The sequence below is a fragment of the Oceanobacillus limi genome, from assembly GCF_900111445.1.
Lineage (GTDB): Bacteria > Bacillota > Bacilli > Bacillales > Amphibacillaceae > Ornithinibacillus > Ornithinibacillus limi.
The window spans coordinates 17,654-38,891 of the sequence record NZ_FOHE01000001.1 but is presented as its reverse complement, the minus strand read 5'-3'; the positions used below and the strand labels follow the sequence as shown (position 1 = coordinate 38,891).

The 21,238-nt window shown below is 38.1% G+C and carries 18 protein-coding genes and 1 other annotated feature; of the genes, 5 read left to right on the top strand and 13 right to left on the bottom strand.

Features of this window, described 5'->3' with window-relative positions; all coding sequences use genetic code 11:
• Positions 1 to 430 precede the first annotated feature (430 nt).
• Positions 431 to 1,876, bottom strand: coding sequence for a carbon starvation CstA family protein (locus tag BMX40_RS00280; protein ID WP_090865625.1), 1,446 nt, complete (start codon positions 1,874 to 1,876; stop codon positions 431 to 433).
• A 276-nt stretch (positions 1,877 to 2,152) separates the two neighbouring features.
• On the opposite strand from BMX40_RS00280, the gene BMX40_RS00275 reads away from it, so the two are divergent.
• Positions 2,153 to 3,256: a branched-chain amino acid aminotransferase gene (locus BMX40_RS00275; RefSeq protein ID WP_090865623.1), complete on the top strand. Its 1,104-nt coding sequence runs from the start codon at positions 2,153 to 2,155 to the stop codon at positions 3,254 to 3,256.
• Between the two features lie 321 nt (positions 3,257 to 3,577).
• Here the strand turns inward: BMX40_RS00275 and BMX40_RS00270 are convergent, their stop codons facing one another.
• From BMX40_RS00270 to BMX40_RS00245, 6 genes are all read right to left on the bottom strand, one after another.
• Entirely contained in the window at positions 3,578 to 3,844 is a 267-nt protein-coding gene (locus BMX40_RS00270; protein WP_244513289.1) for a hypothetical protein, read from the bottom strand.
• A 208-nt stretch (positions 3,845 to 4,052) separates the two neighbouring features.
• Complete coding sequence (locus BMX40_RS00265; protein WP_090865620.1) at positions 4,053 to 4,235, bottom strand: hypothetical protein; 183 nt, start codon at positions 4,233 to 4,235, stop codon at positions 4,053 to 4,055.
• A gap of 187 nt (positions 4,236 to 4,422) precedes the next feature.
• On the bottom strand, positions 4,423 to 5,664 hold the full coding sequence (locus BMX40_RS00260; protein WP_090866419.1) for an MFS transporter: 1,242 nt from the start codon (positions 5,662 to 5,664) through the stop codon (positions 4,423 to 4,425).
• 574 nt (positions 5,665 to 6,238) lie between these two features.
• Positions 6,239 to 9,334: an isoleucine--tRNA ligase gene (gene ileS, locus BMX40_RS00255; RefSeq protein WP_090865618.1), complete on the bottom strand. Its 3,096-nt coding sequence runs from the start codon at positions 9,332 to 9,334 to the stop codon at positions 6,239 to 6,241.
• A gap of 52 nt (positions 9,335 to 9,386) precedes the next feature.
• Positions 9,387 to 9,638: a binding site (T-box leader), on the bottom strand.
• Between the two features lie 119 nt (positions 9,639 to 9,757).
• Positions 9,758 to 11,014: an MFS transporter gene (locus BMX40_RS00250; RefSeq protein WP_090865616.1), complete on the bottom strand. Its 1,257-nt coding sequence runs from the start codon at positions 11,012 to 11,014 to the stop codon at positions 9,758 to 9,760.
• A 1-nt stretch (position 11,015) separates the two neighbouring features.
• Positions 11,016 to 13,550 (bottom strand): ThiF family adenylyltransferase, encoded by a 2,535-nt coding sequence (locus tag BMX40_RS00245; protein WP_090865614.1) that lies wholly within the window; start codon positions 13,548 to 13,550, stop codon positions 11,016 to 11,018.
• Between the two features lie 368 nt (positions 13,551 to 13,918).
• On the opposite strand from BMX40_RS00245, the gene BMX40_RS00240 reads away from it, so the two are divergent.
• Together BMX40_RS00240 and BMX40_RS20575 are read left to right on the top strand one after the other, a co-directional pair.
• Positions 13,919 to 14,632 carry a DUF2161 domain-containing phosphodiesterase gene (locus tag BMX40_RS00240; RefSeq protein WP_090866418.1) on the top strand — a complete coding sequence of 238 codons (714 nt, stop codon included), beginning with the start codon at positions 13,919 to 13,921 and terminating at the stop codon, positions 14,630 to 14,632.
• 220 nt (positions 14,633 to 14,852) lie between these two features.
• Complete coding sequence (locus tag BMX40_RS20575) at positions 14,853 to 14,960, top strand: putative holin-like toxin (protein ID WP_244513288.1); 108 nt, start codon at positions 14,853 to 14,855, stop codon at positions 14,958 to 14,960.
• A gap of 271 nt (positions 14,961 to 15,231) precedes the next feature.
• Here BMX40_RS20575 and BMX40_RS00230 read toward each other — a convergent pair whose 3' ends face one another.
• Together BMX40_RS00230 and BMX40_RS00225 are read right to left on the bottom strand one after the other, a co-directional pair.
• Entirely contained in the window at positions 15,232 to 15,690 is a 459-nt protein-coding gene (locus BMX40_RS00230) for a hemerythrin domain-containing protein (protein ID WP_090865610.1), read from the bottom strand.
• Between the two features lie 166 nt (positions 15,691 to 15,856).
• Positions 15,857 to 17,098, bottom strand: a complete 1,242-nt coding sequence (locus BMX40_RS00225; protein WP_090865607.1) for a DUF418 domain-containing protein — start codon at positions 17,096 to 17,098, stop codon at positions 15,857 to 15,859.
• A gap of 396 nt (positions 17,099 to 17,494) precedes the next feature.
• On the opposite strand from BMX40_RS00225, the gene BMX40_RS00220 reads away from it, so the two are divergent.
• Complete coding sequence (locus BMX40_RS00220) at positions 17,495 to 18,568, top strand: DUF4097 family beta strand repeat-containing protein (protein WP_170840608.1); 1,074 nt, start codon at positions 17,495 to 17,497, stop codon at positions 18,566 to 18,568.
• Between the two features lie 196 nt (positions 18,569 to 18,764).
• Here BMX40_RS00220 and BMX40_RS00215 read toward each other — a convergent pair whose 3' ends face one another.
• A complete protein-coding gene (locus tag BMX40_RS00215; protein ID WP_090865603.1) occupies positions 18,765 to 19,364 on the bottom strand; it encodes a hypothetical protein in 600 nt (199 codons plus the stop codon).
• A gap of 241 nt (positions 19,365 to 19,605) precedes the next feature.
• Here BMX40_RS00215 and BMX40_RS20000 point away from each other — a divergent pair, with 241 nt between their 5' ends.
• Positions 19,606 to 19,746, top strand: a complete 141-nt coding sequence (locus BMX40_RS20000; protein WP_170840607.1) for a hypothetical protein — start codon at positions 19,606 to 19,608, stop codon at positions 19,744 to 19,746.
• A 108-nt stretch (positions 19,747 to 19,854) separates the two neighbouring features.
• Here the strand turns inward: BMX40_RS20000 and BMX40_RS00210 are convergent, their stop codons facing one another.
• The 3 genes from BMX40_RS00210 to BMX40_RS19995 all read right to left on the bottom strand — a co-directional run bounded on the left by BMX40_RS00210 (position 19,855) and on the right by BMX40_RS19995 (position 21,202).
• Entirely contained in the window at positions 19,855 to 20,421 is a 567-nt protein-coding gene (locus tag BMX40_RS00210) for a DUF4256 domain-containing protein (protein ID WP_090865601.1), read from the bottom strand.
• A gap of 52 nt (positions 20,422 to 20,473) precedes the next feature.
• Positions 20,474 to 20,902, bottom strand: a complete 429-nt coding sequence (locus BMX40_RS00205) for a hypothetical protein (protein ID WP_090865598.1) — start codon at positions 20,900 to 20,902, stop codon at positions 20,474 to 20,476.
• A gap of 126 nt (positions 20,903 to 21,028) precedes the next feature.
• Positions 21,029 to 21,202 carry a hypothetical protein gene (locus BMX40_RS19995; RefSeq protein ID WP_170840606.1) on the bottom strand — a complete coding sequence of 58 codons (174 nt, stop codon included), beginning with the start codon at positions 21,200 to 21,202 and terminating at the stop codon, positions 21,029 to 21,031.
• Positions 21,203 to 21,238: the final 36 nt, after the last annotated feature.

The following is a 21,238-nucleotide window of genomic DNA, read 5'->3' as shown; positions in this document are numbered from 1 at the left end:
CCCTTGTGGTGACGAATTGGCAAAAACAAATATTATTCGTAAAAGTGATTTAATTAAAGTGCAAAGGAATGTTACAAATAGATTCTCCAGTCGAAAAAACATACGAAGAGCTTGAACAATTATTTATAGATCTTACTTCTTTACTTAGCGAGGAGGATAAACAATGAAAGGATATTTAACCACAGTTTTAACTTCTTCAATAAACCTACCTCGTTAGCTTCATAACTTTCTCTCTAAACACCTACATGGAAGAAATAATCTACTACATGAAAAATAAAAGCTTGAGGATTGTAAAGTTCCCTCAAGCTTTTTTGTGCGTTAATATTATTTTTAATTGTTTGACTATTTCATTTGCTAATCGCTGTTTTCTACTATTTCCCCAATTGATCGAAACGACTTAATTACCAATTAAGCTTAATTAGAAATCGATTTATCCTGCTTCTGTTCTTACAACTTTATTTGTTGGCCAATCCTTATGTCGAATAACCTGCCATACAAACCACATAACAACGACAAGCCAAATGATAGCTCCAATAATCATAGAAGTTGAATAAGCTAAATTAAAACCTTCTGGTGCATAAAAAATATAGGTACTAACAACTGCCGTCATAAATATTGCGGGTATGCTGCAAATCCAATGGAATTTATGATGTTTTAATAAATACATAGCAGCCGTCCAAAGCATGACCGTTGCAACAACTTGATTGGACCAACCAACATAACGCCAAAGAAAACTATAATCAATCTGTGTTAATAAAAATGCTGGCACTGCTACAGGAATCATTAAGAACATCAATGATTTTTTACCTTTAAAATCCTTTTTCGTAAATTGTTTCAACAAATCTGCAAGCATCATTCTAGATGAACGAAGGGCCGTATCGCCAGTGGTGATTGGAAGAATAATAACACCTAATACGGCTAGAATGCCACCAAAAGCCCCAAGGGTTGAAATACTAATTTCATTAACCACTCCAGCAGGCCCCCCTGCACTTAGTGCACCTTGAAGCGCTTCGGTCCCACCAAAAAACGTCATACCTGCAGCTGCCCAAACTAACGTAATCACTCCTTCAGCGATCATCGCCCCGTAAAAGACTTTTCTACCATCACTTTCTTTTTTTAGTGTTCGAGCTAGAATTGGGCTCTGCGTACAATGGAACCCAGATATTGCCCCACAAGAAATGGTAACCATTAATAGCGGCCACAACGGCAAGTTACCTGGATGTAAATTGCTAAAGGTTAAATTAGGTATGGGATTATCAAAAAAGAACATCCCAATGCCAATAGAAACAGCCATAAATATTAAAATTGCTCCAAATATCGGATAAATCTTTCCGATCACTTTATTAATTGGCAATACAGATGCAATTAACAAGTAAGCAAAAACAACTACAATAGCAGCTGTGAAACCAAGTGGTGTAATTTGGGCCACTAGTTCTGCTGGACCTGCCGTAAAAGCCGCAGCAACAAGAATCATCAATAGAATCGTTAAAATATTAATTAATAATTTCACATGTCTCCCTAAATATTTCCCTACAAGTTCCGGATACTGTGCCCCATTGTGTCTTAGTGATAACATTCCCGAAAAATAATCATGCACAGCCCCTGCAAAAATGGAACCAACTACAATCCATATAAATGCAACCGGACCATACAAAGCACCCATCACTGCACCAAATATAGGACCAAGCCCAGCGATATTCAATAGCTGTATTAAGCTCGCTCTCCACCAACTCATCGGCGTATAATCAAAACCATCATTTTTTGCATAAGCTGGTGTTTTCTGTTGATCGTTTATACCAAAAATTCGATCAACCACCTTCCCATAAACAAGATAACCTACTACTAGTAACATGATTGATGCAACAAATGTAATCATCGCTAAGCCTCCCTTTTAAAAAAATCAATTCTCCTATCAAAGCAAATAATTCTTTTACTTTTATTTTTTTAAATTTCCACTTTCTGAAAAAGTAAAAAAAAGATAATAAGGAAGATTCTAAACTTGTTTATACATTAAATCAAGAGGTTTTCGCTTAAATTTTCTAATTATTTTGATAAAGCGTTTACATTTAAATTTGTTCAAAAATAGGTCTTGCCTAAGCCTGAAAAATATCTTAAGATTGATAGCAATATTTAACAACAAGGGGATGGTGTCATGGAAGAACGAACAATTCATATGGAGCTTTGTTCTTCGCGAAAGCAAAAGCCAGAGTCAAGTCAGCTAGAATTTGGAAAAGTATTTACCGATCATATGTTTATAATGGATTATTCGGATGAGTTAGGGTGGCACGATCCACGCATTGTACCATATCAACCACTAAGCATAGATCCTTCCGCAATGGTATTTCATTATGGTCAATCTGTATTTGAAGGATTGAAAGCATATATCACACCAGAAGGAGATGCTCAATTATTTCGTCCGGAAAAAAACTTTCATAGATTAAATCGTTCGAACCAACGACTTTGTATTCCACCAATTGATGAGGAATTTGGAATAAAAGCGATCCAACAACTTATTGCATTAGAAAAAGATTGGATTCCGACAGCAGAAGGGACGTCTCTGTATATTCGCCCATTCATTATTTCCACCGAGCCTTATCTTGGTGTAGCTCCTTCTCGTCATTATAAATTTATTGTCATTCTATCCCCAGTAGGAGCTTATTATAAAGAGGGAATCAATCCAATAAAAATTGCCGTGGAAAACCAATATGTCCGTACCGTTGTAGGTGGGACTGGTGAAGCAAAAACTGGAGGAAACTATGCTTCTAGCCTAAAAGCTCAGGAAGACGTTGCAAAAAAAGGATTTGCCCAAGTATTATGGTTAGATGGCGTCGAGCGGAAATATATTGAAGAAGTTGGCAGTATGAATGTGTTCTTCAAAATCAACGGTGAAGTGGTCACACCAGCTCTAAATGGAAGTATCTTAGAAGGTGTTACACGAAATTCTGTGAACCAATTGCTAAAACATTGGAACATTCCGGTTGAGGAGCGTGCCATTTCCATGGAAGAAGTATACGAAGCCTATAAAAACGGTACGCTAGAAGAAGCATTTGGCGCAGGAACAGCAGCGGTTATTTCTCCAATTGGTCAATTAGCCTGGAACGATGAAGACCTTGTAATTAACAACGGAGAAACAGGCGATCTATCAAAAAGACTATATGACACACTAACAGGAATTCAATATGGTAGACGAGACGATCCATTTGGTTGGGTCGTAAAAGTAGATGATAGTAACATTCATCTAAAAGCTTCTGTATAAATAGTTGCTAAATACCCTCTGCATGAGTTGTAATGTCGAGGGTATTTATATCATCCATTCTCACAAACAGTTGTAGGGATAACTTTTTAAAATATTTCATTAAAACTCTTGGATTTAAAATGCAAGTAAATACGTAGAGATGGATTCATAATTTATATAATGGCCCCTGGCAAGCGAATAAAAACAGAAGCTACGCCAACTAAAGTGAAAAATCCTGTAGTTCTTAGTTAGTCATTTCTAATATTTCTACGACATATTCACCACATATTTTTACGATGTAAGGAATAGCCCAATCCTCTTATTCCATTAAAAGCAATGAATTCAGATGTTTTTGTCGTACATAACCGTCACAATCCTTGAATAGATACAATAAACAATCATTTTTTGTTGTTGCTTTAAACTGACTATAAATTCATCTAAATTACCAATATAGTGAATACGATAAGGAAATTTAATCCCATTATTATCTTGAAAATACTCAAGAATATTCCTTGATACTCCTATAGAGACATTATTAAAGCTCTTTTGCGAAATGAGTTTAGAAATTTTATTCACATCATCGCTTTGAACTACATTTAGGTAGTTCAACTATTCCTCTCCTTTAGCGAAATTTATCCAAACAATCTAATTCTAATAACCACTCGTGCGGGATCATAACTGAGGCTAAATCGATTTTACTATATCAGCATAATATTCCAACCATTTTTCATAAAAATAAAGACCATCGATTTGATGATCTTTTGTTTAACCCTTGCCCCCGTTAGTGGTACAAAAATTACTAAATTCTCTTTGATATTTAGGTGTTTTTGGATTTACCCAACTTTAATCCATTAGCAACAACCCCAATTAACCCAGTAATAACGAATAAATAGGCTACAAATAAAGGTGTTGAGGAAAGCGATTCAGTATATAATCTTAATAACCCCGCAGCAAAAATAAGAAAACTACCTATTAGTGCAACAACTGTTCTATTGTTCATTCTGAATCCTCCCAAATAACTAAATTTATTGTATCCATTGTAATGTTAACACAATTATTCGTTTGGTTAACAATTGTGGTATTATCCTAAACTTATACTTGCTTAATTTGCCCTAATAGTGAAAGAGCGTATCTTCCTCTTACAGATGGCACACTTTGTTGAAAAAAAATGAATTCGATTAGTTTCATCAATCTTTACTACTACGAGCCCATATCACCACTGGAATGAGTATTAAGGATAAAACACCTCCAGCAATTGATAACATTTCAAAACTAGAACCAGCAACAACCATTCCGGATAAGGCGCCACCGGAAACTCCTCCTAACGCAATAAAAACATCCACTGTTCCTTGAGTTTTAGCACGAATGGAAGGTTCCGTTGAATCGACAATTAAAGATGTACCACTTATCAAGCCAAAGTTCCATCCAATACCAAGCAAGGAAAGAGAAATAATCATTAGAAATAAGGAATCTCCCGGTGCAATCGCTGCTATGACACCCGAAGCAAGCAATGTAACTCCAGAAGCAATCGCCATGGCAGGTCGTCCAATCTTATCAACAAGAATTCCTGTAAATAGTGAAGGAAGGTACATGGCACCGATATGAAATCCGATAACAAGTCCGATTGCACGTAAACTATGACCATGATCCCCCATGTGAACTGGTGTCATTGTCATTATGGCAAGCATCACAATTTGAGTCAGTACCATAATAATTGCACCTGCTGTAATTGCTTTTTTATTTATTGGATTTTTACCTTGATTAACACTAGATTCTGTATCTTGCTTATTTGCATTTATTTTTAATGCGACAATGAATGGATCGGGACGTAAAAAGGCAAATAGCACAAGACCTGCTAATATAAATGCTGCTGCGGATAAGAGAAATGGTCCAGCGAGTTCTGGAATACCAATAGAAAGGGCGAAATCCCCCATCACATCCACTAAATTTGGACCTGCAACTGCACCAAATGTAGTAGAGACCATCGCTATACTTACAGCAGTACCTCGCTGTCTGTTCGTTGCTAAGTCTGTACCAGCATATCGGGCTTGTAAATTAGTCGCAGTACCTGCACCATATATGAGCAGAGATACGAATAATAAAAATATACTGTTTATAAGTGCTGCAATCACAACACCTATCGCCCCTAGTCCACCTGTAATAAATCCTGTCGCTAGCCCCATGCGTCTTCCATAACGATTTGATAGTCTTCCTACTGCTAATGCAGCTCCTGCTGATCCTAAAGTAAATAAAGCAGCAGGAAGACCTGCAAATGCATCTGTACCAAGCATCTGTTCTGCAAGTAATGCTCCAACTGTTATCCCAGCTGCTAATCCGGCCCCACCAAACATTTGCGAGATAACGACTATGATTAACGTGCGTTTATATAATTGTTTTTGTTTGTCTTGATTATCTATATACTCTTGCATTGGATCATTTGATTCACCTACTATGATAAAACACCTTCTTCCCAAAATTTAACTCTTAATAAGTAGCAACCCTATCAGCCAACATTCCGTAAGAATAATTTCCATTTAATTTAAATGGCACTGCCCGTTAATTGAGTTTCACTATAACTAAATACTAACACAATATTCCAAAAATATTATTCGATTTTTTAATAGAATTAGGCGATCATTCATTTTTGTTCACCTTGTTTTACTAATGTACACTATAGCTTAATAAAGGACTTTTCAACCCAAATTAAGCATATAATTTCACCAACCCCCAGCGGTGAATCCACTCTGTCTAGTATCTAACCAACTAAAACGTTCTCCTTATCAAAATAACTTCCCTAAAAAAAGAAGTAATCGCCCCAGGATCAGTGCGATTACTTCTTTTTAGAACAAGTAGTTAACGTTACTCGGTACCTTTAACGTATTAATATGATAAATACTATGCATTATACTGAAAAATGATGTGTCCACGTCCTCTAAAGCCTTTTATAACGAGCGAGAAAGGAACAGACATCTTGGAAAAAGGAATGTAAAATTCCCTTTCTCATCATACCCTCACATCAATGCCAATTTCAACTCCATCAATCACCACGAACTTCATACCTTCTCTTTTATTATATTCCAAACTCTTTAATAGAAGGTTGCTTTCCAATAGCTCTCTAAACTGCTCAATTACTTCCTTCATTGATCGATCTACATCAACGACTAGATGCACACGTTGTTCCACAGGAAGGTCCAATTCTTTTCTATATTGCTGCACAGCACGAATGAGTTCCCGTGCCTTTCCTTCTTTACGTAAGTCGTCTGTCAGGTTTGTATTTAAGAATACTTGAAATGTCGTGTTTGAAGCCATTTCTAAACCGTGATTCGTTTTTTGATTCACTAGTAGATCCTCTTGCTCTACACGAACCGTTTCACCAGTTGGAGAAGTAGTTTTAAAATAACCTTGTTCAACAACTAGCTTGGCCTCCTCCGGTGATAAGGATTGCAATGACTTTTGTACAACTCCAACTAGCTTGCCGAGTTTCGGACCAGCAGTTGGAAAGTTCAACTTCAGTTCATAGTTAACCGAATCCCCTGCATGATCTTGCATATGAACGTTCTTTACATTGATTTCCTCCTTAATGATCGATGCATATTTATGAAGGAATTCGGTATCGTTTTTCGAACCTACTACAGTAAGCATCGATAAAGGTTGCTTCGTTTTTATATTCGTCATGTTACGCGCAGAACGGGCTAGTTCAACAACTTGTAATACGTGATCCATTTCCATTTCTAACGTTGGCTGCACCTCATCATTGACTACAGAAGGGAAATCAGAAAGGTGTACACTATCCCCAGTTACATCCACATGAATAGCTTCTGCAATAAATGGCGTAAAAGGTGCCAGTAATCGACTTACCCTTACTAATACCGTATATAACGTATGATAAGCTGCTAATTTATCTTCATTTAACCCTTTGCTCCAAAAACGTTCGCGCGACCTACGGATATACCAATTACTCACTTGATCTACTAATATCGATAACTCTCTTGCACCTGCAGTAAAATCATAGGTATCTAGATACTTTATAACGTTTTGAGTTACCGTATTTACTCGGGATAAAACCCACTTATCTAAAAGAGAGGCTTCTCCCTGCTGGCTGTGTATATTCGGGTCAAATCCATCAATATCAGCATATAGCGTGTAAAAGGAATGAACATTGTTAAGCGTATCGACAAGCTTAGATTTTGCCTGACTGACTACGTTTTCTGAAAAGCGTTTATTATTCCATGGTGCACTATCAGCAAGTAATGCCCAACGTAAAGCATCCGCCCCATATTTCTCAACTAATTCCATTGGGTCAATGACATTCCCTTTACTCTTGGACATTTTACGTCCATTTTCATCTAGGATATGTCCGAGTGATAACACGCGCTTATATGGAGCTTTTCCAGTGAATAAGGTGGAAACCGTTAATAAGCTGTAGAACCAACCCCTTGTTTGATCTACACCTTCTACAATGACATCTGCAGGAAATTGCTTCTCAAATAATTCCTTATTTTCAAATGGATAATGATACTGTGCAAATGGCATTGATCCACTATCAAACCAAACATCGATAACCTCTTTCGTCCTTTTCATATCATGAGAACAAGCAGGACATTCCACGATTACTTCATCAACATATGGGTTGTGAAGTTCTAAATTCTCCGTCATTCCACTTTTGGCATGATCTTTTAATTCTTGAATACTCCCAGGTACAAATTGATGCTCACATGCTTCACAGAGCCAAACATTCAATGGAGTCCCCCAGTAACGATTCCTTCCTAAGTTCCAGTCGACCATGTTTTCAAGAAACTTGCCAAAACGTCCATCCTTCATATGATGTGGATGCCATTGTACGGTTTGATTGTTGTCTAGGATCGTTTCTTTTATTGCTGTCGTTTTGATAAACCACCCTTCCATTGCATAGTAGATAAGAGGTGAATCACAACGCCAGCAATGTGGATAGCTGTGTTCATACTTCGCTTTTGCATATAGAAGACCTTGGTCTGCGAGTAACTTGATGATTTTAACGTCACAATCCTTGGTAAATTCTCCAGCAAGCGGGGTAATTTCATTCGTATAGCACCCTTTTTCGTCCACCACGTTTACAAAATCTAGACCACTATCTTTAATCGCGTTGTAATCATCTTCACCATGTGCTGGAGCTAAATGAACAATCCCCGTTCCACTATCATCTGTTACAAAATTTGCGGAAATAACTTCATGCCCTCGTTCCAGCGTCAGGTAGTCAAAAGGAGGTTGATACGTAAGACCAACTAGCTCATGCCCTTTATGTTCACTTATTACGTTATATTCACTTCCCAAGACTTTTTCTACCAGGTTTTTCGCAAGAATATAAACCTCATCATCTTGTTGAACTTTGACATAATCTAAGTCCTCCTGTACGGCTAATGCAACATTGGAGGGAAGGGTCCATGGAGTTGTCGTCCAGCCTAAAAAGTATTCTCGGTCTTTTCCATCCACCTTGAATTTTGCGGTAACCGATAAGTCTTTTACATCCTTATACCCTTGGGCTACTTCGTGAGAGCTTAGGGAGGTTTGACAATTAGGGCAATATGGAGTTACTCGATGACCACGGTCCAATAATCCTTTTGCATGAATGTTGGAAAGAATGTTCCAAACACTTTCGATATAGTCATTATGAAGTGTTACATACGGGTCATCCATATCAACCCAATACCCAATTGCCTCCGTAAATCTCCGCCACTGTTTCTCATAATCGAAGACACTTTTTTTGCATGCTTCTATAAATTTCTCAACACCATATTTCTCAATTTCTTGTTTACCAGAAACCCCAATTTTCTTCTCCACTTCTAATTCAACGGGAAGGCCATGCGTATCCCAACCAGCTTTTCGTATCACTTGATACCCCCGCATTGTTTGGTATCGAGCAATAAAGTCTTTTATTACACGCCCCAATACATGCCCAGCATGCGGAAGTCCATTAGCAGTTGGGGGACCTTCATAAAATACAAATGAAGGTTGACCTTCACGATTGGTCACTGACTTTTGAAAAATGTTAGTAGAATTCCAGTAATCTTGAATTCGCTTTTCCCTCTCGAACGTTTTTTCGTTTCCATCCACCTTTTGCATCTCGTCACTCCTTTATTATTTTTAGATATAAAAAAACTCGCCCCTAACTAATGTTAGGGACGAGTTTAAACCCGCGATACCACCCTGATTCTATCAATAAATCTTCTATAAAATTCATTCATAGCACTCATCTACGTACCATCATACGTGTTCCTTTTAACGGCGGAATCCCGTCAAAGCTTAAAAATCTTCAGCTTTGCTTCTCGGAGAGGATTTTCGATACGTTCTGAACATTGACTTTCACCAAACGTCAACTCTCTGTAGAACAGATAACACACCTACTCGTTCTCGTCATCAAATTTAAATTATCTCGACACTTATTTAAATAAGATTATATAACGAACCATAAAAATGTCAAGGGAAGCGTGGGGACGGTTCTCATGCTTCCAAAAGGAAGCAGAAGAACCGTCCGCTTCCACTCCCTTATGCAGATAGGCCATAGTTTTCTGGGTTCATTTTTTCTAGGGTAGGGATTTTCCGCAGATCGGCATTTATTAGCCAGTAAGCACCTATTAATATGTTTGCGATGCTGCCTAAAAAGAAGACATATTCACTTCCGATGAAGTTTGCAGCTATGCCGCCAAACAGGGCCCCAACTGGAAGGGCAATGGAGGCCATGCTTGAAACGATGGTCACGACTCTGCCTAATAGTGCCTCCGATACAATTGCTTGGAGCATGGATTGCGTCATTACATTAATGCTACCAATTGGGATCATCGCTAGCCCATACATTATAACGGAAAGATAGCTATTTGTTACCATAAAAGAAGCCAACCATGAACAACCTGCAGCTACAGATCCGACAATCATAATCGTACTGATGCTAAATCGATTCAAAGCTGAGGCGGATAAGGACCCAACTAACATTCCAACGGACAAAGCTGCTAAATAGTATCCGTAAAATACTTCTCCCCCACGCAAATCCGCGTAAACAGGCAGAATCGCATTGACTGCTCCAAACAGAAAATTTGCACCTACTACTGCAACGAGGAACTTCGGAATAAAGGAGTTCTTTACGTAGGATATCCCTTCTTTTAAGTCTTTGGTGTATGACGATTTCGCCGACTTAATCGTGTCCTTCATCCCTTGTTGCGCTACCTCATTTGCTCGTTTTGGTAAAGCGAGAAAATGAAAGAGAAGTCCAGCGACTAAAAACGTAAATGCATCGATCACAAAAACTTGAATAGCACCGATATAGGCAATGATTAGTCCAGAGAGCCCAATAAAAATAATATCGGTTCCTTGGTAAGCAAAAGCCATCATTGAATTCCCTTTGACCAGCTCTTCTTTCTCCAAAATTTTCGGTAGTGCGGTCTGTTGCGCGGGATACGCAAATTGTTCAATGAACACAGCAATTGGCATGATTGTTAACACAATCCAAACATTTAAGATATCCAGATAAAACGTAATGGGAATGATCAAAATCAGTACAACTTGGATCAATTGAGAATAGACTAATAAATTTTTTAATGGAAGATGATCGACAAGTGGCCCAATTAAAAAGTTAAGAGCCATCGGTCCCATCGTTAATGCACCTGCAATTCCAGTGAAGATCGAATTGCTAGTTAACTCATAAACCAGCCACATCGCTGCCACAGCATATAAACTATCACCAATATTCGTAATTAATCTACCGGTAAACAACAAGGTGAAATTTCTCTTCAATAATAGTTGAAACATATTACTGCCCCATTCTCATCGATTGATTATTTAGATGTTCTGTCAACGTTTGAATGAGTTGATCGGTCAACGCTAACGAATCACGAATGATATCTGAATGAAAAGGCATACCAAATACGAACTTACAAAAGGAATCGAGCTGGGTGCATTTGTTAGCCAATGCTGTTTTTATTTTATAATCGGTATAATCCACCCCATGTTTCATGGAATACGCATGTAGATACATCCCTAGAAGGAATGAAACCGGCTCTTGAATATGGTCTTGGTAATCAAATACAAATCCCGGGTTTAAGAGCACATTTAAGTTCGCATGTTTCCTGTTCATAAAACGAATCTCTTTTAATAGCAAACCTGGACTTACCTCTTGAATTTGTAAAAAATCCTCTACCGATAATGTATTTTTGGATCGGATATGATGAATCATTTGGTTTTCGAGTACATAAATGGAATAGGAGGATAGGAGTGTCTTATTGAGTCGGTGTAGATATTCCATGGAAACTCCATTTTTATCAACGTGTTCTTCTTTATCGTTCAGTAAAGCATAGAGAAAACGAATCTCTTTATAATTCGCAAGGCTTTCATTCACTAATTTATAACTATCGTCGAAGAAACTATCATTATACGCTTTGTTAAAATAGGAATGCCCAATTTCGTGAGCGAGTGTAAACAAGGAATTGTAGCTTCCATTGAAGTCGATAATGATTCTATTTTCTTTTGCCTGAGGAAAATAAAAGGTCCGATTTAAATTCGCATGATTCTGCTTGATCGCATTCTTTTTTTCAAGCTCGGTATTATGTCTAGCAAAGGCTTGATTATTTTCCTGGAACGCCTGCCGTATGATTTTGAAGCCTTCCTCTAGTTCTAAGTCGGGTAATTCTGTATGTTCTTCTTGAAAATATAAGAAATCAACTTGATTGGATGGTTGATTTGGAAAAATAACTTCATAGATACGTTTTGTAAGACTTTCAAATTGTTCTTGATAGATTTGATTGAAAATGTCTATGTGATGGACGGAACAACCAAACACGTTTTCAACATATTGCTTCGTATTCATTGGTTCGATATAAGGCTTTTTCGCCTCTACGAAGTAACCTAATAAGACGTCAGCATATTCTTTAATGGTGGTGAAACATTTCTCTTGCAACACCTTTCTCTCTTGTTCATCGCTGATTTGATTAATCCGATTAAAGATGCTGTATATCCCTTCATTTTCATCCCCCACAGATATGCTCATATTTTGAATCAAGGACATATATGTAACGTAATGATCGTCGGTTTGAGTGGATTGGGATTCCTCTGCCTCATCAATGGAACCGAGAAGCTCGACATAATCTTGATATACCTTTTCCAAACCAAGCGCTTCTAATCCATCGATATTAATTAGGAGGGTGAAAAATTGTTGGAGGGAAAGTAATTCCACCTCCAGTGCGCCAGGGATATCTCCCCCAAGGTTTCGGATAACTTCCCGATACGCAGCTACCATATTAGGAATTTCTTCAACCGGATAAATAGCGTTTAATTGTTTTGTAAAATCATCGACAGCAATTTCATCGATCCGATCCAACATTTGAAATTCCATCGTTTTTACGTTGAACGTATAAGCCTCTTTTCGTTCATGTGACATGAATCCCGCTTCACCTAACAGTATTCTCGTTCCAAGAAACGAACCGATTAAGCTTTGTAACATCATGCCCCTGTTCTCTGTAATGAGAAAATCCTTATCAAAACTAATGATGCTGTTATTTAGGAAATAATCTATATTACTTTCATCTAAAACATATGCCACCGTCATGTCATACGCATAGCCGAGTACAACACAGGTACTACCTAATTCCGCGCTTTTGTTAATTAAATCTCGGTATAGCGCTATCGAACCATCGTCAAAACAGGAAAATATGTAATCTACTTGATGATCTGACAATGACTCTTCGATGTTTTGAATGTCCTCTACTTTTTTATTGTAACGAACGACATCTGTATGTGGGTTTGTTTCATAGATCTTCTGTTTTAACGCATCAACCTTTGCGTTACCGATGTCGTTACGGTCATAAACAAATTGGGCAGGCACATTTTTTGCTTCAACATCATCTGAATCATAGATAATTATTTTTCCAACTCCCATTTTTGCATAGCTGTAAGCGATACTCGCCCCCACTGTTCCAGCCCCAATGACCGCAATAGTAAGATGAGATAACTTGTTTAAAATAGCATCGGAATTCCAACCGTATGTACGAAAAAAATTTAAATTCCGTTTCAAAAACTCCGTATCTTGTCCTGCTTGTACCGATTCCTCTTCCAACAGATTATGTTCGTCTAACAATTCCATAATGAGCGCATATTCCGTGTCTGATACCCCATGCTTGTCCTTCCATTTTTGGATCATGTCTGTATTCTGATTGGAACTTAATGCCTCTAAAAGATCCCAAAACAGATGGAATTGATCAACAAAAATATCCTTTTGTTCACCATCATAATACGTTACAAGTGATTGATCTGGATACCCTCGAAAACTAAGGCTTGTTCGTAATTTAGTCATGATCTCCCTCCTATTCTACGCTTAATAAATCAATGTAAAAATGAAGGGATATCCCTAGGGACATTCCTTCATTTCACAGTCACTAAGCAGTCACTAACAAGTATAGACACACCCGCAAACCGCCTTGTTTTGTGTACTTTTCTTAATCTTAATCTTTATGTTCACTATGATCACCTCCCCTATGAACTTATGTCAAAACCCGAAACAATATCACCCCCCATTCAGAAATTAGGAAAAAGGGCGGGGTGGAAGCGTGGGGACGGTTCTGCTGCTTCCTTCCACGATCATTGGAAGCGCGAGAACCGTCCCACTGCTTCCTCAAATGTGATAAAATGTACTCTAGTATTCTTGAAATGGACGGTGCTAGGATGAGAGAAAGTGTAAAATTAAAAGAGGTGGATTTGTATCAACCTATCCATAATTATTTCAAACGAAAGGGATATGAAGTTTATGGTGAGGTAAAAGATTGTGATATTGCTGTTATGAAAGAGGATCTCTTAATTATCGTGGAACTGAAGTTAAACTTAACGGTGGAATTGCTCATTCAAGCAACAAAACGGCAGCGGTTGTCTGAGCATGTATATATTGCTATCCCAAAACCCAAAAAGCATAATCCTCGTTCCAAGAAATGGAGAGATACCTGTCACCTCTTAAAGAGACTGGAATTAGGTCTGATCTTCGTTTCGTTTACAGAGAAAAGAAAAAGAGTAGAGGTTGTCCTGGAGCCGACTCCTTTTCACCGTCCCATCAGCATGGGGAAAGCAAAATATCTTAGACAAGCGATTATTAAGGAGATCGAAGGACGTAGTGGGGATTATAATGTAGGCGGTTCTAGCAGAAAACAGATTATGACCGCTTATCGCGAAAACTGCGTGCAAATTGCTAGCTATCTCGATCAGCACGGTGAACTATCACCGAAAGAATTAATACAAATGGGAACCGGCAAGAAAACACAATCCATATTAAGCAAAAACTATTACAAGTGGTTTACTCGCATCAAAAGAGGCGTATACGTCCTAAGCGACAAAGGCAAACAAGAAATAAAAGAATACCCAGACCTCGTCAAATATTACCGGCAGTGAAGGAAGCGCGGGGAAGCGCGGGGACGGTTCTCCCGCTTCCGTTCAGGGATATCCAGGAACCATATATAAGATCGTTAGGTACCTGGCACCTGACCAATCAAAAAAACGAGCATATATTCTGTTATTCGTGTGAATCTTATATATTTTATGATAAAATAATGGTAACAACTACATAGTATCGTGGGCGGTTGACCACTTCCTGTGAAGGGAGGTGGTAAAGATGACGACTTATGAGGCTTTAAGTTTACTAGTTCAATTCAGTATTTTTTTGACAGCAGGAATAACACTTATCTTAACCATTGTCGTCATTGTAAACAAAAAGAAGTAACCGCCCGCCGACCATGGTAGTGGTTACTTCCTTTGTGAAACAAACATATGGTCAACCGCTCTTCATGCGGCTGTAGTTGTAGGTACTGAGTAATTGGAGCTACTCAGTACCTTTTTCTTATTTTTAGTATAAATTTTATTAATTATACTGTCAATAGGAAGCGTAGGGACGGTTCTCCCGCTTCCTCCCACGGGTATCCAGGAACCGAGAACAATCATTAGGTGCCTGGCACCTAATAATTGTATTATGTCAACACCCAATCCCCCTTCCATCAACCTTCATGCAAGTACGGGGTTAGTTCCTTAAGTTTTTCTTCAGGTAATGCTTTTTCGATCATCGGGAAAATGACACGTTCTTCTTTCCGAATATGACTTTCTAGTAGAACACCTAACTCCTGCATGCTTGGAATATCATATTCCTCCGCCTCCAGAAGACGCGTCATTTGGGATCGAATTTGCACATGCTCCAACAGCATCTCGATAATTTCCGACTGTTCAACAGATGCATATTGTGCATAAGCAGGCAATAATATTTCTTCTTCTTCCCTAAAGTGATTTTGACCGTTAGGATTCCAAAAATCAGTTACATCCTGCATAATTTCTTCCAATGTTAATCGGCTTTCTTCCGTACCGGCTCGCTTTAATTTTAACGCTATATGCAGGCCAACCATGTGATGACGAGACAGGGGCTTCAGTGATTCATGGCGTATAATTCCTTTTCGCTTTGCCATGCGAACACATCCTTTTTTGTTAGTATAAACAAATCGTTAAGTCTACTCACACTTACCTTAACATACTTTTTTTGATGCCCCTATGAGATAGCGCACTAGGAACCCAAATGTTGCCACTGCTATCCTCTATTCCAGCAGCCATCCTTCCAACACCTTCCTTCACTCACTACACCTGCCCCTTTTCCTCGACAGCATTTGAAACAATCTCCTGCTTGCGTATTGGCTGAAGCCTCCAATACGTCAGACTTCGCCACAACCACTCAAACGGTCCAAATTGGAATTTCTTCAACCAGAATGTACTTGCCACCATTTGAATCACAAGTATGACGAAACAGATCAGCGTTCCCATAAACAATCCAACATCTCCATACCAGCCAAGCCCAACAAAAATCGCAACGGAAATAATCGTTTGCATGAGATAATTCGTCAAAGCCATCCGCCCCATAGCTCCAAGAGGGCGTAATTTTTTCTGCCAACTTTCGTTTCGAAGCAACAAAGTCAAAGCGACAATATAAAATAAACATAACGAAATACTACTAACACTAGTCAATACTTCGATGACATATGTTTGTTTTATCCCCCAGTCGATAATTCCCAATGTAAATAACGCTAACGCCCCAACTAGTGGAATGCTAATGGAAAGTGTAATCGTACGCACTTTTTTAAGAAAGGATGTATGCTCCTGCAAATTCTGGAATATACCAGCCTTTCCGACAGCCAACCCAATTAGAAACATCGCAAACACTGGCACCATCGCTGGCAAAAGATTTACCAATATAATCGGTAATTCAGTACCAAGACGATAAGAAACCCATTCCAAATATCCCGCGTTTTCATAGACTTCTACATATTTCTCCAAACCAGCCGTCATTCCAACAGACGCAGATTCTATCTCTTCCAGCACTCCACTTGGAACCAATAACGTCAGACTCATGAAGGCATTATATACAATCAACAAACTACCTGCCCATATGACCATCGTTCTGATCTTTCTTTTATAAAAAAATAGTAAAAATAGACCAGCAATCGCATAGGTATGTAAAATATCACCATACCACAAAGCAATAAGATGAATAACTCCAAACAATAGCAAGGCTAAGATTCTTCTAACATAAAGCCTTTTCATACCTAGCCCCTTCTTTTCTGCTCGACTCATAAAAATATAAAAACCAAGCCCAAAAAGAAAAGAAAACATCGTGAAAAACTTACTATCTATAAAAAGTGTAAAAAACACGTCGATCCAGTAATCCAGGCCCGTATACTCCATTTCAACGCCATACATTGTTTTCATAAAAACGGGTGAATGAAAGGACGGCATATTTACTAAAAAAATACCAAACAAGGCAAACCCCCGGATGATATCAATCGTATGAATCCGGTCTTTCTCTGAAATTGGTGCATTCCCCATTATCTTCTCCTCCAGTTCTATAAATTCCTTTCTATAATATTATTATATTCTAGTTGATTCGTATTCTAAATATCTATACATATATTTGGAACTATAAAACCTATGAACGATTCAATTATTTAGTGTTAGAGTGATCCTACTGGACTCAAGTCCTGCTTTTATAACCTTCAACACTAATTTTATAACTTACTAAGCAAGGACTAGGAGCACAGCTCCCTCTCTCATATAACTATACTTTGGGATATTGAGTAACGATCAGGATGAAGCGATCTTTTGTCTCCCGTTTACCCTCCATCTATAGACGGAGAAAATTTCAACCGACAGCAGGTTGTATCGACTTCATGGATTATTTAGAATGAAATTAAGTTTAAATAAATGATAATGGGGAATGCGATAATGAAGAAGACGAAGAACTCCTTTATTTCAAGAATATGGACATCGGTAAAAAAAGCTATTCAGTATAAAGAGGTAATCCAAAAAGAATCTCTTGATCTACGTACCATTAACGAACTTTCCATCCAATCATCAAGCGTGCAAGTAGAAATTCTTACTCATGCAGAACCAAAAATCGACATAACGTTAAAAACCTATGAACGCGGACCAGTTCTTTCAATTAATCGTAGGGATGATTCCGTTGAGATCAGCGTCCAAAAATTCGGTAAGGATAGCATTCATTTTTTTAGAAGTTTACCTTCGTGTCATCTCAAAGTAAAGGTTCCACGTGCAGTTGCAAATCACTGGAGAATAAAAACTACATCAGCAAAGGTTACTGCCAATGACTTAATTGCTGATGAAATCGATTTACGGACAAACTCTGGTTCTATCCAAGTAAAAGATATGGAAGCGAACAGAATAGATATAAAGGCATCATCTGGAACAATTGACGCAACTAATTTCAATGTAGACCAGTTTAGATTTTCTGCTTCGTCAGGTAAGGTAAAAATAGATACGGTTTATGGTAATTTACATGGTGGGGCTACGTCGGGATCCATTCAATTGAAAAACATCCATGGTGATGCGCTAGACGTGAGAGCATCTTCAGGGAAGATTCGTTTACAGGAAGTTCATGTAAATCAATCCAAAACAAAAGCGACATCCGGAAATGTCGAATTAACAAAATGTCGAATCAATAACCTCGAAAGCAATACTTCGTCGGGAAATTTAAAAATCAAAGAATGTTTAGGAGACGTAAGAGGTTCCACAACTTCAGGTAATATATACCTTACGTTAACAAATAGAAATTCAGTAGATTTAAAAGCACATAGTGGAAATATCACCGTACATGCTCCAAGCAAGCACTTGAATACTGCACTTGATATTCAATCAGGATCAGGTCATATAATCACAAACATCCCTTTCGAGGTCGAACATAAATCCGCTCGAGGAGTCTCTGGTTATATTGGAAACAGAGAGAATAACTTACAACTACAAACCAACTCGGGAACGATTAGACTACAAGATATAGGATAATCTCTTTAAAGGACAGATCCTTCAGCAGAGGTGCAGGGTCTGTCCCTACTAATACGAACTCTAAAAGTCCAGATTCTTTCCCCCACCTAATTATTAGTTATATACTTTTTACTCCTTTGTCAAAGATAAACCCTTCATTTATTTGAACATCTTTTGAAGTAGAAAAAGTTCCATTTTCTTACGTTAATAATCAGTACTACCTTCCCTTCTCTTCAACCAACTCCTCCTCTTGCAAATCAACACGCTCCCGAAAAATTTCTGTTAACGTTTCCTTCATTTCAATAGAAGTAACAATACAATTCCTAGAAAAAAATCGCTGCTTTATAATCAGTTCGTATCCACTGTCATTGACCTCTTTCGAAAAGCCATAATATTTATGGTTGATGTCAATGCGTTTAAACTGAACAGACGTAACCTTGTTCCAAGGAATAAATCGACTTCCAACGAGGAGACCGCCCTCTAATACGCCAAACATATTCAACATGTCGTGCGAATAGGAAAATGGCAACAACATAAAAAGAAAGATGGCCCAATTGTCGAATTGATGGACAGAAGCCCCAACAAAGAACACGCCCAGCAAAAACAGTAACATAAATACATAGATGATAATTCCGACTTTCTGCGCCTTATACGTTGGGGGGTCTAATGCCCTCTCCGGATGTTTCCGTATTGCGGCAGCTTCCGTATCATTAGCTGGGAATATGATTTTTTCATTCATCTTCATTAATAATTGAATAAAGTTTACTAGATGATAAGCAATCACCAAGAAAAATACGATTCCTATAATTATCTTCATATTAATTCTCCTCCACCATTTCATCTATTTTCCCAATAATATCCATACATCCAGTTTAAACGAAGGGAGGAAAAGTTGGAAGCCTCCAATTCCAGTTGTCAGACCTGAAACAATACTATCCCTCCCTCTTGTTGCGTTCCAAAAACCAATTTATGTAAAAATGTTTAAAGATTTCCACATAAAATTGTTAATTTGTGGAAGGATAGTTCATGAGTAGTAAAAAAAGAAGGGAGGTAATATGATGGCAAAACGGAAGAAAAACCAAAACCAGGCTCAAGCAGAAGTAACCAATAACGCGGCTGACACAGAATTTGGTACAGAAGTTCCCCAAAGTAAAAAGGCTCGAAAAAGAGCGGCAAGAGAGCGAAAGAAAAATAAGTAGACTTGACCAACCATTGTAACGAAAACAGGGATATTCATTCCAACAACAATGATTGGCTAAATGAATATCCCAAAGCTTTTCCGAATGAATCCGATCGAAAATTTAGTTTTACACGCTTAACGAGCCACGAAACCCTCTGGAGCTATAGTAAGAGGAGGCACCATTGTGATACACGAAGACGTGCCCGAAGCGATAATCGCAAAAAAGGGCACCGCCGAGTTCTCTTATATCAGAGGGAGTTTGCACCCAGCTCGACGTTTTCATATCAAATTTCCCCAGCTTCTGCAACGCGCGATACTCTTCTTCCGTTAGAAGTTCGATCCCCATGGAATTTGCCATATCTATTGCATTGTTTTCTGGTTTATGTTTTTTCCTAGACTCTAGCCCCTCGCGATCAAAGCATACACTTCTGCGACCTTTAGGGCTTTCAGTTGAACAATCGTAAAATATGTACTCATCTGTTTTTTCATCATGACCAACTACATCCGGTTCGCCGCCGGTTACTTCCATTTCATGAAGCGACCACAGTTTCTCTGTATTCGCTTCCAACTTCGCTTGGACCTTTTTCCAATCCTGTTCTTCATGTCGATTCATGTTTTTCTCAAAACGGGCTTTCAAGGTTTGGATTAATTCTTCACGTTGTTCAGTTGACAATTCCTTTTTGGTTACTCTCATAAACTTTTCCTCCTCATTCGTGTCATTATCATCGTTTTGCTAGCTTTGTTCCCTACCATACTAGGGTGTTTTTCTTCATTACTTTGGAGACCAACAGGTACAGATGAAAGTAAATATTCGATGCAATCATGCAGCAAATCGTAAATGGAATAGCTTCTAATAGATCGTTATTTTGTATAAAAACTAGCAATATAACACTAATTAGGATCCCAGCCAATGAATAAAAGCCTAATCTCCAGAAATAACGATTCCATTTTGATTTTCCGTATACTTTGATAACGATCTTGTCAATTAAGATGGAAGAGGGTAATCCAACGAGAAAATAGACTGGTGACGCATAAATGATGACAAATACCATTGTTTCAAAAAATCCAAAATAGTAAACGTTCGGTTCACGTTGAGAAGTAGGTACATATGAAAAGCCTGAAAATATAGCTGCAAATACAACCGTTGCTAGTAACGCTGTTACAAATCGTTTCATTGTCATCCCACCCACCAAATATCTCTTATAAAACAATACTACCATAATTTTTCTTGATAATTGCCCTCAAAAAGAAAAATGTGACCTTCCACAGATCACATCCCTTCTCATTATTTATAGAGAAACTCAACTCTTCTTTTTTGGCTCATAAATAATCAAATAGCAAACGATCATCACAGCAATAAGTCCACCTAAACCAGATGTTATTATAGAGGATTCCTCAGGATATTGCCATTTAAGAAACCCTAGAATGCTGCCTAAAATCCATCCAATTATATGAATCTTTGTTTGTCGTTTCATACGTGTTCGCCTCCACAACTCCAAAGCAAATTCCCT